Source organism: Synechococcus sp. JA-3-3Ab, assembly GCF_000013205.1.
In the GTDB taxonomy this organism is placed as follows: Bacteria; Cyanobacteriota; Cyanobacteriia; order Thermostichales; family Thermostichaceae; genus Thermostichus.
The window spans coordinates 1,986,473-1,999,575 of record NC_007775.1 but is presented as its reverse complement, the minus strand read 5'-3'; the positions used below and the strand labels follow the sequence as shown (position 1 = coordinate 1,999,575).

Sequence of the window (13,103 nt, the reverse complement as noted above, 5' to 3'; positions counted from 1 at the left end):
TCTCATGCTGCTCCAGGTTGGGGCGGGGGCTTGGGGATCTTGGGATTCCTTTGGATTTGGCAGCGGTGGTCAGCCTACCACCACCAGGGCTTGAGGGGGGTGCCGTCGGGGAAGATGAGGCCGGCAATCTGGGATCCGCTGTGTTTGAGGCCCTCGATCTGGGCGCCTTCCAGGTTGGCCTGAGTCAGGTTGGCGCGGCTGAGGTCAGCCCGGCGCAGGTTGGCCCCCTGCAACTGGGCCTGGCGCAGCTCGGCGCCGCCGAGATCGGCCCCCTCGAGGTCGGCATTTTGCAAGTTGGCCCCCCGCAGATCCGCTCGCTGCAGGTTGGCCCCCCGCAGGTCTGCTCCCTCCAGGTTGGATCCGCGCAGATCCACGCGCTTGAGGTTGGCCCCCCGCAGCCGGATCTGGCGCAGCCCCAGCCCTCTCAAGTCGGCCTTGCTCAGGTCTTGGCCGGAGAAATCTTGCCCTTGTCCCCCCCAGTTTTGCAACTGCCAGATGTGGCGCAGCCGCTCCTCCAGGCGGGTCTCTTCCGAAAGCCGGGATCCCCGCAGGCTGGTGCCGCTGACTTTCGCCCCCCTCAGATCGGCTCCCCGCAGATCCGCCCCCTGGAGGACGGCGCCACTGAGCTTGGCCCCTTGCAAGTTAGCTTGGCGCAGATCTGCCTGGTGCAGGTGGGCGCCGTTGAAGTTGCAAAGACCCAGGTTGGCCTTTCTCAAATTAGCTTCGTAGAAGTTGGCACCCCCCAGCCGCGCCTCTTGCAGATCCACTCCCTCCAAGTCGGCGTAGGCAAAGTTCCGCTCCCCGCGCCGATAGGCCACGATGACCCCCTGGGCACCCCCCACCGGGCGAAAGGGGCTGTAGGTTCGACAGGCTTCCTCTGCCTCCGGCTGCTCGAGCTGGGAGAGCAGCCGCCAGGCCTCTAGGCGCACCGCCCAGGAGGTGTTGCCAGCAAGTGCTTCGATCAGTTCGGCCAGGCCTGCCGGCCCGTACTGCAGCAGCTGGGGCAAGGTGGCCAGACGCACCGCCTCGTCGCCCTGGGTGAGCCGTCGCCGCGCCCCCTCAAGCCCCCCCAAAACTAAGGCGTGGGCCGGGGCACCGCCGGCTGCGGCTCGTCCTCCCAACACCAGATCCCAAGGGCGGGGCCGGGATCCCTCACCTGTGCCCACCAAGGGTCGGGAGTTGCTGAGCATGAGCGGATGCCAATGGGCCCGGCTACACCCAGCGCCCCACCACTACGCGGATGGTGCCATCCTCTAGATGCTCCTCCGCCTCGATGGCGAAGCCCTGTTGCCGGGCAGAGCGCAGCAAGCTCTTGTGGGCGTAGCGCTGCAAAATCGGCTCCAGAAAGGTCTGGGGATCGATGCCCGCCCCCCACAGATCCACCACAAGCTCATAGTGATCCCCGTTGCGGCGAAAGCCGATGTCGAAGCCGTTCTTTTGCCGGATCACCAGATCGGCGCGGGTGCGGTTCCAGAGGTAGCCGCGCAGGCTGGCGTTCCGCTCCACGGTGTAGCCCAATTCCTTCAGGGTCTCTTCCAGCAGGTCGGCATCCTTGATTTGCACTTGCAAGGTGGTGAAGTGGGACATGGCGGTTCCGATCCTTGGACGGATGGAGACGGGATCCTCACTATAGAAGCGCCTCTGCAGTTGTGGAAGAAATGTGAAGGAGGATTACGTTTCCCGCGGCTCCCGTAACTTCTCTACCCTCACGGCAGCAGGATGGCGTTCTCGTTCTCCGGCTGCAGAGGCTTCCGCTTCTCCTGGGAAGCCGGGATCCCATCTCCCTTGGCCAGGGGCAAGGGGCGGGCCCGGGATCCCTGCCAGGGATCCAACACATCCCGAATCAGCACCTCCTGGATCCACACCTGCAGGATGGCCGCCAGCGGCACAGCCAAAAACAAGCCCAGCACGCCGAAGAAAAAGGCCGAGGTAACTTGGGCCACCAAAGTTAGGGCGGGCAAAAGCGACACCTGGCGCGACATGACAAGCGGGGTAAAGACGCTGCTTTCAAGCTGCTGGATGAAGATGTACAGCCCTAGCACTGCTAGGGACTTCCAGGGGGCGTCGGTGAGGGCTACCAGCATTGGGGCAACCACGCTCAGGGTGGGGCCGATGTTGGGGATGAAATTAAACAGTCCCGCCAGCACCGCGTTGGCCAGGCTCAGGGGCACACCTAAAATCCAGAGGCCAATGCCGCTTAGCAGCATCACCAAGCTGCTGGTGAACAGGATCCCCACCAGCCACCCTCGCAGCGCCAGCTCGCAGCGCTTGAGGATGTAGCGGACGCGGGGGCGGTAGAAGGCCGGGAAAACCGAGACAAAGGCGCGGCTATAAGCCTGGGGATCCACCAACAACAGGATGGTGAGGATGATCACAAACAACAGATTGAGCAGGGTGGCGAAAAAGGCGGTGAAGGACTCGGAGAAAAAGTCGCGCACCTGGCGCACCAACTCGGTGGCCTGGGGCACCAAGCTATTGGCCAACTCCCGCAGCGTCGGCAGCTCGATATCCGTCGGCAACGAGAGGATGAGGCTCTCGAACAGCCGCTGCGCCTGCACGATCCCGGCGGGCACCCCATCGGTAAACAGCCGCCGCAACTGATCCGCCAAGGGAGGCACCACGATCAGCCCCACCAGAATCGCCCCCACCAGAACCGTCAAACCGGTGATGAGGAGCGAGGGGCCGCGGCGAAAGCCGTAGCGCTGCGGGATCTGGGCTAAGGTATCCAAAGCTACTGCCAAGACGATGGCCGCAAACACCAACAGCAGGATCTGCCGGATCTGCCAGAGCAGAACCAGCAAACCCAGCAATGCTGCCAGCCCCAGCCACTGGGCGAAGGTCACCGCAGCTCGCCTCCTCTCTCGCCCTGTCGTCGCCTATTCTAGATGGGATCCCGAGCATTTCCATGGGGGAGCCCGTATGCGCGATCTGGATCCGCAAGCAATGGCTCTGGCCTTTGATGGCCTCGACTGCGGGACAGAATCCTTTCTTGCCGAGGAAGTCCGCTCCGAAAGACTTATGCAACGCTGAACAAAGCAGAACTTTGCCCAGCATCGCTGCTTTCTTCCTGCTTCAGCGACCCATGACTAGCGGCAGAGTTCACCCCTACCACCCCGCCAGAGGGATCTCCACAGGCGTCACTTCCCCCAGAGCTTGAGGTAGTTCTGTACCACCGCAACAGATTTAGGGCTGCATTCAAGTCGCGGTCTAGCTCCAGACCACAACACGGGCAGCAGAACATCCTTTCCTGTAGCGGCATCTTCTGTCGGTGCCCACAGCGAGAACACAGTTGGCTGGACGGATAAAACCTATCCGCCACCACCACCTGACAGCCGTAGAGCCGGGCCTTATACTCTAGCTGTCGCCGAAACTCGTAAAAGCCACAATCTGACAGCGCTCCTGCCAGCTTGTGGTTCTTAAGCAGGTTCTTCACCTGCAAGTCCTCAATCACCACTACCCGATATTTCTTGGCCAGGTAGGTCGTTAGCTTGTGCAGATTGTCTTGCCGAATGCCTGCCACCCGCTTATGGGCCTTAGCGAGCTGTGCTACTGCCTTCTTACGGTTAGCGGATCCCTTCTGCTTACGACTCAGTCGCCGTTGCAGCCTGGCCAGACGCTTCTTCGCTTTGTAATAGGGCTTTGGATTCTCGAATACTTCCCCGTCGGAACAGGTGGCCAAGCGATTGATACCTAAGTCTACTCCCACAACTTCCCCGGTCTTCTCCACCTGAGGCGCCGGAGCTTCATACTTGAAGGAGACATACCAATGTCCAGCGCGAAGACTAATGACCACGTTCTTGGGTGTGGCAGTGGGGAGCAGCTCCGCACAGCGTAACCAACCAAGGATAGGTACCTTGATGCGGTCACCAGAGATGCGGATGCTACCTTCCAAGTAAAAGCTGTCTCGCACTCCCTTGCGTTTGAAGCGGGGGAACTTCCCCAACCCACTCCGCCAGCGCTTAAAGGCTTGCTCCAAGTTGCGGAGGGCCTGCTGAGGAGCGCATTTGGAGACCTGGTAGTACCAGGGATTTTCTTTCTTCACCTCGGCTACCAAGCGCTTGTGCAGGTCAATAGCCGTGGGTAGCTTCTGTTTGGATTCAACAGCCTGCTTGCAGATAGCCAGACCCCAGTTGTAGGCGTGACGGGCCACCCCTGCATGCTGAGCGGCCAAGGTCTTTTGCCGGTTATTTAGTTCCAATCGGGTACAAAAACCTAGCAACATAACTTTGGGATAGCGCGGCAGCACGCTTAATTCAGTGTGGCTATTTTAGTTCCGTAAGACAATATGTTGTTCAGTAAATTCAGGACTAGAGGCTTACCCCTGCTCTCGGTGGGGGGAGTGTCCGGCTACTTGAAATCGCTGCTGGCCGGGGATCCCTACCTGGCCAGGCTGTGGGTGGTGGGAGAAGTCTCCAGTTGCCAGCGCAGCCGCAACGGCCACCTGTTCCTGACCCTGGTGGATCCGGAAAGCGGCGACCTCCTCAAGGGGGTTGTGTGGCAAAGTCAGACTGCCCGGCTCAGCTTCTGGCCAGAAGTGGGGCAACGGGTGCTGGCCCTGGGTCAACTTGGCATCTACAGCGGCGGCAGCTACTACCGCCTGGTTATCTGGCAACTGCTGCCGGCGGGCGAGGGGCTGTTGGCGTGGCGGTTTCAGCAGCTTAAGGCCCGCCTTGCCGCCGAAGGCCTGTTCGACAACCAGCGGCCCCTGCCCACCCACCCTCAGTGTATTGCCGTCGTCAGCTCTCCCGACGCCGCTGGCTGGGGCGATATCCGCCGCACCCTCAACCAGCGCTACCCCGGGCTGCGGGTGCTGTTTGCGCCAGCCCAGGTGCAGGGGGAGGCGGCCCCGGAGTCGATTGTGCGGGCCATTCGCCGGGTGGAGCGGGACGGGCGGGCGGAAGTGCTGATCGTGGCCCGGGGGGGCGGATCCGGCGAGGACTTGGCCTGCTTTAACGACGAGCGGGTGGTGCGGGCCATTGCCGAGTGCTCCATTCCGGTGGTGACCGGGATCGGCCACCAGCGGGATGAGACCTTAGCTGACTACGCTGCTGACTATGCGGCGCACACCCCCACAGCGGCCGCCGAGCGAGTTGTGCCCGATCTGCGGGAACTGCAGCGCCAGGCATTCCAGTTGCGCCAGCAGCTTGTCGAGCGCACCCTGCATGCTCTGGAAAAAGCTGAACAGCGTTGGCACCACGCCCAGCGCCGCCTAGCCCAGGTGCATCCGGAGCGGCTGCTGCAGCAGGCCCAGGAGCGCCTAGCCCAACAGCAGCAGCGCCTGGTCCAGGCCGTGCGCCACCGTCTCCAGCAGCAGCAACAGCGCCACCAAGCTCTCCAGCAGCACCTGCAAGCCCTCGATCCTGCCGCCGTTCTCAGGCGGGGCTATGCCCTGGTGCGCGACGAGCGGGGATCCCTGGTCCGCAGCCACCGCCTGCCGCCCCAGACCCGGCTGAGGATACAACTGGCCTCGGGCAGCCTCTGGGCCCGAGTGGAGGAGAGCCATGAGCCGCCGCAAACGTGAGGATCCCTGGCGCTACGAAGCAGCCATCGCCGAAGTGGAAAGTCTGATTGCCCAGATCGAATCGGGAGAGCTGGATCTGGCGGAGGTGGTGGAGCGCTTCCAACAGGCCGCCCAGACCCTGAAGCGCTGCGCCGAGTTTTTGGAGGAAAAGCGGCAGCAGGTGGAGATCCTCATCGAGGAATTGAACCAAGACGACGAAGACTGGCAAGCATTCTAGGGATCCCGCTCTGCCGTCGCCTCTTTGCTGCGCCGAGGCTTGACGGACAATGCTCGACCCGTAACAATCGTCAAGTTGTCAAGATGTCTTCTGGGGCCCCCATGTCTGCCAAGATCCTGGATGGCAAAGCCTTGGCTGGCCGGCTGCAAGCCGAGATGGCCGCTCAGGTGCAAGCTTGGCTGCCGCGGGTGGGGCGTCCGCCGGGATTGGCAGTGCTGCGGGTGGGGGAGGATCCCGCCAGTGCTGCCTATGTGCGCGGCAAAGAGCGGGCCTGTGAGCGAGTGGGCATTGCCTCCTTTGGCCGCCATTTTTCCGCCCAAGACTCCCCCGCCCATCTGCTCGACGCCATCGCCCAACTCAACCAGGACGAGCGCGTCGACGGCATCCTCGTGCAACTGCCTCTGCCCCCCGGCTGGGATCCCATCCCGCCCCTTCTGGCCATCGACCCCGCCAAAGACGTGGACGGTCTCCACCCCCTCAACCTGGGCCGGCTAGTGCGCGGCGAGCCCGGCCTGCGCAGTTGTACGCCTCTAGGTGTGATGCGCCTGTTGCAAGCGGAAGGGATCCCCATTGCCGGACGAAAAGCGGTGGTGGTCGGCCGCAGCCTCCTGGTGGGCAAGCCCCTGAGCCTGATGTTGTTGGCCGCCGACGCAACGGTTACCGTGGCCCACTCCCGTACACCCAACCTGGCCGAAGTAACCCGCAGTGCCGACATTGTGGTCATGGCTGTAGGGCGTCCTCGCTTGCTCACGGCAGACATGGTGAAGCCGGGCGCCGTGGTTGTCGATGTAGGCATTAACCGTATCCAAGACCCTGACGGATCTGAGCAGTTGGTGGGAGATGTGGACTACGAAGCGGTCAAAGAGCGGGCCGCTGCCATCACGCCTGTACCAGGCGGCGTGGGGCCGATGACGGTGACGATGCTGCTGGCCAACACCCTGGAAAGCTACAAGCTTCGCAGCCACCTGTAGCCTGGAAGCTGTCCTCAAAATCCATGAACAACTGCCAATGGCCGGCCACCAGGAGGGAGCCTTGGAGACATCAGTGAGGCTTTTTGTATAGCTTGTTACTCCGAGTGGCAGTGAGATCGGGTCATCTTCGGGCTTGCTCAAGAGTCTTCGCTGGGGGAACGCAAGAAGATTGCTAAGCAATAGTTATTCGCCATCAAATTTTTGTCCAAGTCCTTTACATTGACAGTCGCAGATCGGGGATCGCTGTAACGTATGGATATGAACTTAGGTTAACTAGCAGCCCGTCTCCCCAGAACTGAAGCTCCGAGGGCGGGCAAGGAGTAGGGTCTCATGCTGCCGAGTGGCTCCAAAAACGCCTCTATGCCGGCGGCCGAATCAGGGCAAGGGGATCCGGCTCCCTTTTTAGCTGATGCTAGCTCTCCGCCTCCGCGAGCTACAACCACCGCTCCCTACGTGGTGCTGCACGGTCATTTCTACCAGCCGCCGCGGGAGGATCCCTGGCTAAACCGCATTGAGCGCCAGCCCAGCGCTGCCCCCTTCCACGACTGGAACGAGCGCATTCTGGCGGAGTGTTATCGTCCCAACGCCTTTGCCCGCATCCTGGACGAGCAGGGGCGGGTGGTGCGCATTGTCAATAACTACGAATTCTTGAGTTTTAACTTTGGCCCCACTCTCCTCTCCTGGTTGGAGGAGCACGATGTTGAAGTGTACCAACGCATCTTGACTGCCGACCGCCTCAGCGCCGAGCGGCTGGAGGGGCATGGCAATGCCATCGCCCAGGTCTACAACCACGTCATCCTGCCCTTGGCCAACGAGCGGGACAAGTACACCCAGATCCGCTGGGGGATTGCCGATTTCCAGCATCGCTTTGGCCGCTTTCCCGAGGGCATGTGGCTGGCGGAAACCGCTATCGATGCAGCAACGGTTAAGGCCTTGGTCGACTGCGGGATCCGCTTTGTCATCTTGGCACCCAGCCAGGCGCAGCGCATTCGCCCTTTGGGTCAAACGGAATGGATCGATGTCAGCCAGGGTCAGATCGATCCCAGCCGGCCCTATCGCTGCTTTACCCCCGACCGAGGCGGCTACCTAGATGTTTTTTTCTTTGACGGCCCCATCTCCCGCGACCTTGGCTTTGGCGATATTGCCTACAGCACCCAGGCGCTGGCGGAGCGGCTCCAGTTGGCCATTCGCCCTGGCCGAGAAGTCCAACTCGTCAACTGTGCCACGGATGGCGAGACCTTTGGCCACCACAAACGCGGAACCGAGCGTACCCTGGCCTATGCCTTCTGCGAGGAGTTTCCCCGCCGAGGCTGGCAAGTGGGCAACTACGCCCATTTCCTCAGCCACCACCCTCCCACCTGGGAGGTGCAACTAAAGCCAGTTACTGCCTGGAGCTGCGCCCATGGGGTGGGGCGGTGGTCACGGGACTGTGGCTGTGGGGCAGTGCCTGGCTGGCACCAACGCTGGCGGCAACCGCTGCGGGAGGCCCTCAACTGGCTGCGGGATCAGTTGGCCGAGATCTACGAGACGGAGGCTAAGGCCTACCTGCGGGATCCCTGGCTGGCTCGGGATCGCTACATCGAGGTGATCTTGGATCGGGAGCGCTGCGAGGCATTTTTGCAGGAGCACCAAAGCCACCGCCTCACTGCCGAAGACCGGGTGCAGGTGCTGCGCCTGTTGGAGATGCAGCGCTACAGCCAACTGATGTTCACCAGTTGCGGCTGGTTCTTTGAAGAACTCGCTCGCCCTGAGGGGGTGCAAATCCTGCGCTATGCGGCGCGGGCCATTGAGTTGGCAGCGGCTGCCACCAAGGTGGATCTGGAGGAGGAGTTTCTGCTTCGCCTAAGCAAGGCCCCCAGCAACCTCGAACTCTACAAAGACGGCCGAGGAGTTTACCAAGCTTTGGTGCGCCCCCGCCGGGTTAGCCCGCAGCGGCTCGTGGCCCAGCACGCCATGCTTTCCCTGGTCAACGGCGTACCTCGCTCCTCTGGGTATATGCTGGAGCCGGTGGATCAGGAGCGCCTAGCTATAGGGGGATCCACGCTGCTGGTTGGGCGGGTGAAGCTCTCTTTTCCCACCACCTCTGAAGAGCACGACCTCATCTACGCTCTACTCCACCTGGGCGGCTGGGACTTTCAATGTGGCGTCAAGCCGTTTACAGGGCGGCGCAGCTACGAGCAGTTGAAAGCCACCCTGCTATCTGGATCCCGCAGCCGCATCCAGCTCGTCCTAACCCTGCAAGAGCTGCTGGGACCGGAAACCTTCGACCTCAACGCCCTGATTGAGGAAGACCGGCAGCAGATGCTGCGCTGGCTTACCCAGGACACGTTGGAGCGCTTGGCCCAGCTCTATCGCCAAACCTACCTGGAGAATTACGGGGTTTTGATGGCTTTTCGGGCCGATGGCCTGCCGATCCCGGAAGAGCTGTTGGCCGCCGCCCAGATTACCCTCAACCAGCGCCTATTGAGCAGCTTACGGGCCATGGAAATAGAAGAGGGCAAGCGGGATCACCTGCTGGAGTTGCGAGCAATTGCCCGCGAGGCGGAGCAGTTGGGGTGTCAGTTGCGGCGGGAGGAGGCGGCCCGGGTTTTGGATCGGCTCTTGCAGCGGGGGATGTGGCACCTTGCCCACGATTTTGAGCCGGAGAGCTTTGGCGAACAGCTCCACAACCTGGAGGAGTGGCTAAAACTAGCTGACGATCTGCGCCTGCCCATCAACCTGGATCGCCTCCAGGAGCTCTACCTGCTGGGTCTGGAACGGCAGAGAGAACTTCAACTGCATCTGGCTGAAGGGAGCGCGAGCGGCCCAACCCACCTTCGAGAAGAAGGCCAGGAGATCCCTGGCGAAACCTTGCGCCGCCTCTTCCAGCTTGGGCAGCGGCTCCGCGTTAACGTCAACGCCTGGCTGCGTCACCTACAACCCCACCAGTGATCTGAGTGCCGCAGGCTGCGCTTTTGCCCCTCTGCTGCCCAAGGGGAAGAGGGCCTTAGGCTCGAAGGATGGCCGTTGCCCCGCATTTTCCTGAATCTATCGGGATGACAGGATTCGAACCTGCGACCCCTTCGTCCCGAACGAAGTGCGCTACCAAGCTGCGCTACATCCCGAGGAGCAATCCAAATCCAAGGCTTTGTAAGTATAGCATGCCATGCATGGCATCTTCCCGCGGGCGGGAGTCGTTCTGCGCTAAGCTATGGGGATCCACCGTTGCCCTACTGGAGTATGAGTCAGCCCAAGGGTTTCAGCCAATCCAAGCCAGAGAAGAAACCGGCCAAGGCCAACACGGCCAAGCGCAAGGAAGCCGCCAAACGCTACGACGAGCTGAAAGCCAAGGGGATGCCGGAGTTCGCCATTTTTGCCCGGCGCCGCCAAGCTGAGCCCGGCAAACCCAACCCCTGGCTGCCCGTGGGATCCCTGGCGGTCAGTCGCTCCAGCGCCATCCACCAGGCCATCTTCCAAAACGAGGAAGAGCTCAAAAAAGCAGCCGTCCGCCTCTTTCCCCGTCTTAGCAAAGTCAAAGACGAGCTGGAGTTTGGCTTTCGCCTTAAGGACAAAGAGTTTCAAGACGAGCCGATTCAGGTGGCAGTTCGGCCCCAGCCTTCGCCCCTTCAGAGCTGGATAGACAGGGTGCGCAAGTGGCTGGGCCTGGGCAAAAGAACTACCCAAGCCTCCAAGAAAGGCTAAGCCGTGGCAAAGGCTTTGGGTAGCCAGCTCAAAATCAAGGGGTTGACAATCTCTGGGCGCTCGTCGTGGGGGCAATGGCCCGTATCGGGAAGAGGGAAAAATTGGTAGTCGATCCCCTGCACATGGTTTTGAAAGCCGCGACCCCGCTGAATAGGCGTCCAGGGATCCCGTTCCCCCCAAATCACCAGCAGCGGACAGCGCACCTGGGGCAGCAACGCTTCCGGCGTAGGGCCAGGGGGAGCCGTGAGAACAGCGGCAAACACCTGCTGCGCTCCCGGCTCACAGGAAGGGGCGTAGAGGATCTCCACCAGCTCGTCAGTGATGGCGGCAGGGTTGCAGTACACCTGTTTCAGAGTGGCGCGGATCCGCTGCCGCTGCCGCACCCAATCAAACAGAAGGGGCCCCGTGACCGGCGAGGCCACCAGAGCAGTGAAGGTGGCCATGAAAAGGCGGGCCAGCGGGCTGAGCTCGTGGGAGCGGTGGTTGAGACCGCCGGCACAGTTGAGCAGCACGGCTCCAGCAACAAGCTGGGGATAGCGGGCAGCCATGAGCAAGCTGAGCAAGGCGCCGATAGAGTTGCCGATGAACACCGCCGGCTGCCGCACATGCTGCCGCCAAAAATCCGCCAGCAGCTCGGCCCACAGCTCCAGACTGTAGGCAAGGGCCGGCTTGGCCGAGCCGCCAAACCCCAGCAAATCCAAAGCATAGACCCGGTATCCCGCCGCCGCTAGCACAGGGATGTTGTGCCGCCAGTGGCCAATGGAGGCCCCAAAGCCATGCACCAAAATCAGTGGGGAGCCAGATCCCTGGACGACGTAGCGAATGGCGTGACCCCGCCAGCTCCAGGTTTGGGGAGCAAAAGGGGCAATGGGATCGGCTGCCAAACTCGCAGGAGGAGCAGTGAACACAGACAGAAAAAAGATGTGGAGGCGTTGTGGAAGGGTCCCCACCTCCTCATCCTACCGCCACTCTCGAGCGTCTTTCTCTGCCGGCCATTGCCCCTAATCCCTCCCCCCAGAGAGATCTAGCTTCTCGGCAGAACTCTCAGGTGATCACATCCGGCTGCTGCCGACCGGTGCGGGCGCGGATCTGGGCGAAGTGATCCGCCAGTTGGATCAGCTCGGCCAGGGCCACCTGGGGATCCAGGCCGTGCCGGCTGGGATCCGGCTCAAACCGCTCCAAGTACACCCGCAGGGTGGCCCCGTGGGTGCCGGTGCCGGAAAGGCGGTAGACGATGCGGGAGCCGTCCTCAAAGCCGATGCGGATCCCCTGGTTGCGGCTGGTGCTGCCGTCCACGGGATCGGTGTAGCTGAAGTCATCGGCATAGGCTACTGTTTGGGAGCCAAAGCGCTGCCCCACCCAGCTTGCCACGGAGCGCCGCAAGTGCTCCATCAGCTCCTCGGCCACCTCCACCGGTAGCCCCTCGTAGTCGTGGCGGGAGTAGAAGTTGCGCCCGTAGGTGCGCCAGTGGTCTTCCACAATCTGCCGCACCGACTGGCGCCGCACGGCGAGGATGTTGAGCCAAAAGAGGACAGCCCAGAGGCCGTCTTTTTCCCGGATGTGGTGGGAGCCGGTGCCGAAGCTCTCCTCGCCGCAGAGGGTAACTTTGCCGGCATCCAGGAGGTTGCCAAAAAACTTCCAGCCGGTAGGCGTCTCGTAGCAAGGGATCCCCAGCTTGGCCGCCACCCGGTCTGCTGCCTGGCTGGTGGGCATGGAGCGGGCGATCCCCGCCAGCCCCTCCCGGTAGCCGGGCACCCGGTGGGCGTTGGCGGCCAACACCGCCAGGCTGTCGCTGGGGGTCACGTAGAAGCGGCGGCCCAGGATCATGTTGCGATCCCCATCCCCGTCGGAGGCGGCGCCGAAATCCGGCCCATCTTCTCGAAACAGCAGCTCCACCAGGGCGCGGGCATGCACCAGGTTGGGATCCGGGTGGAGGCCGCCAAAATCCGGCAGCGGCTGGCCGTTGAGGACGCTGCCCTGGGGCGCCCCTAGAGCTCCCTCCAGGATGGCGTGGGCATAGGGGCCGGTGACGGCGTGCATGGCGTCGAAAGCGATGCGAACCCCGGAGGCCAGGTAGTCGCGGATGGCGTCGAAATCAAACAGGCGCTGCATTAGGCCTAGATAGTCGGCCACCGGGTCGATGACGGAAACCGTCAGGGATCCCAGCCGCTGCTCCCCCAGGCGATCCAGGTCCACATCCGGGGCTTGCAGGATGCGGTACTCCCGGATCTGCTGGGTGCGGGCGTAGATGGCCTCGGTCACCTTCTCCGGGGCAGGGCCGCCGTTGCCGATGTTGTACTTGATACCGAAGTCTCCCTGGGGGCCGCCGGGGTTGTGGCTGGCGGAGAGGATGATGCCGCCGTAGGCCCCGTATTTGCGAATTAAGCAGGAAACCGCTGGCGTGGAGAGGATCCCACCCCGGCCCAGCAGTACTCGCCCGATGCCGTTGGCTGCTGCCATCTTGAGCAGGATCTGGATGGCTTCCCGGTTGTAGTAGCGGCCGTCTCCGCCCACCACCAGGGTTTGGCCGGCGGATCCCTCGAGGACGTCAAAGGTGGATTGGATGAAGTTCTCCAGGTAGTGGGGCTGCTGGAACACCTGCACCGGCTTGCGCAGGCCGGAGGTGCCCGGCTTTTGGTCGGGAAAAGGGATGGTGGCCACGGTGCGCAGGATCATAGGCTGCCCAACTCTGCTCGCCCCTCTACTATCTCAT

Annotated in this window: 11 protein-coding genes and 1 tRNA gene; 5 read left to right on the top strand and 7 right to left on the bottom strand. The window is 62.4% G+C overall.

All coding sequences use genetic code 11. From position 1 onward, the window contains the following. Nucleotides 1-74: 74 nt before the first annotated feature. The 4 genes from CYA_RS09340 to CYA_RS09325 form a co-directional block, all read right to left on the bottom strand. On the bottom strand, nucleotides 75-1,190 hold the full coding sequence (locus tag CYA_RS09340; protein ID WP_011430798.1) for a pentapeptide repeat-containing protein: 1,116 nt from the start codon (nucleotides 1,188-1,190) through the stop codon (nucleotides 75-77). A gap of 22 nt (nucleotides 1,191-1,212) precedes the next feature. Then, nucleotides 1,213-1,587, bottom strand: coding sequence for a DUF1257 domain-containing protein (locus CYA_RS09335; RefSeq protein ID WP_011430797.1), 375 nt, complete (start codon nucleotides 1,585-1,587; stop codon nucleotides 1,213-1,215). Between the two features lie 119 nt (nucleotides 1,588-1,706). After that, nucleotides 1,707-2,843, bottom strand: coding sequence for an AI-2E family transporter (locus CYA_RS09330; RefSeq protein ID WP_011430796.1), 1,137 nt, complete (start codon nucleotides 2,841-2,843; stop codon nucleotides 1,707-1,709). A gap of 173 nt (nucleotides 2,844-3,016) precedes the next feature. Next, a complete protein-coding gene (locus CYA_RS09325) occupies nucleotides 3,017-4,222 on the bottom strand; it encodes an RNA-guided endonuclease InsQ/TnpB family protein (RefSeq protein WP_011430049.1) in 1,206 nt (401 codons plus the stop codon). Nucleotides 4,223-4,285: 63 nt separating this feature from the next. Here CYA_RS09325 and xseA point away from each other — a divergent pair, with 63 nt between their 5' ends. The 4 genes from xseA (at nucleotide 4,286) to CYA_RS09305 (ending at nucleotide 9,640) form a co-directional block, all read left to right on the top strand. Further along, a complete protein-coding gene (gene xseA / locus CYA_RS09320; protein ID WP_011430794.1) occupies nucleotides 4,286-5,521 on the top strand; it encodes an exodeoxyribonuclease VII large subunit in 1,236 nt (411 codons plus the stop codon). Next, nucleotides 5,502-5,738 carry an exodeoxyribonuclease VII small subunit gene (gene xseB / locus CYA_RS09315; RefSeq protein ID WP_011430793.1) on the top strand — a complete coding sequence of 79 codons (237 nt, stop codon included), beginning with the start codon at nucleotides 5,502-5,504 and terminating at the stop codon, nucleotides 5,736-5,738. Before xseA ends, xseB begins: the two co-directional genes overlap by 20 nt. Nucleotides 5,739-5,839: 101 nt before the next feature. Continuing rightward, nucleotides 5,840-6,709 (top strand): bifunctional methylenetetrahydrofolate dehydrogenase/methenyltetrahydrofolate cyclohydrolase FolD, encoded by an 870-nt coding sequence (folD, locus tag CYA_RS09310; protein ID WP_011430792.1) that lies wholly within the window; start codon nucleotides 5,840-5,842, stop codon nucleotides 6,707-6,709. Nucleotides 6,710-7,039: 330 nt separating this feature from the next. Further along, nucleotides 7,040-9,640, top strand: a complete 2,601-nt coding sequence (locus CYA_RS09305; RefSeq protein ID WP_011430791.1) for a DUF3536 domain-containing protein — start codon at nucleotides 7,040-7,042, stop codon at nucleotides 9,638-9,640. 99 nt (nucleotides 9,641-9,739) lie between these two features. On the opposite strand, the gene CYA_RS09300 is transcribed toward CYA_RS09305, so the two are convergent. After that, nucleotides 9,740-9,813: transfer RNA gene (locus tag CYA_RS09300), tRNA-Pro, on the bottom strand. A 115-nt stretch (nucleotides 9,814-9,928) separates the two neighbouring features. On the opposite strand from CYA_RS09300, the gene CYA_RS09295 reads away from it, so the two are divergent. After that, nucleotides 9,929-10,390, top strand: a complete 462-nt coding sequence (locus CYA_RS09295; RefSeq protein ID WP_011430790.1) for an HHL1-like protein — start codon at nucleotides 9,929-9,931, stop codon at nucleotides 10,388-10,390. Here the strand turns inward: CYA_RS09295 and CYA_RS09290 are convergent. Further along, nucleotides 10,387-11,298 carry an alpha/beta fold hydrolase gene (locus CYA_RS09290; RefSeq protein WP_011430789.1) on the bottom strand — a complete coding sequence of 304 codons (912 nt, stop codon included), beginning with the start codon at nucleotides 11,296-11,298 and terminating at the stop codon, nucleotides 10,387-10,389. The genes CYA_RS09295 and CYA_RS09290 overlap by 4 nt on opposite strands. Before the next feature lie 136 nt (nucleotides 11,299-11,434). Continuing rightward, nucleotides 11,435-13,066, bottom strand: coding sequence for an alpha-D-glucose phosphate-specific phosphoglucomutase (locus CYA_RS09285; protein ID WP_011430788.1), 1,632 nt, complete (start codon nucleotides 13,064-13,066; stop codon nucleotides 11,435-11,437). Nucleotides 13,067-13,103 lie beyond the last annotated feature (37 nt).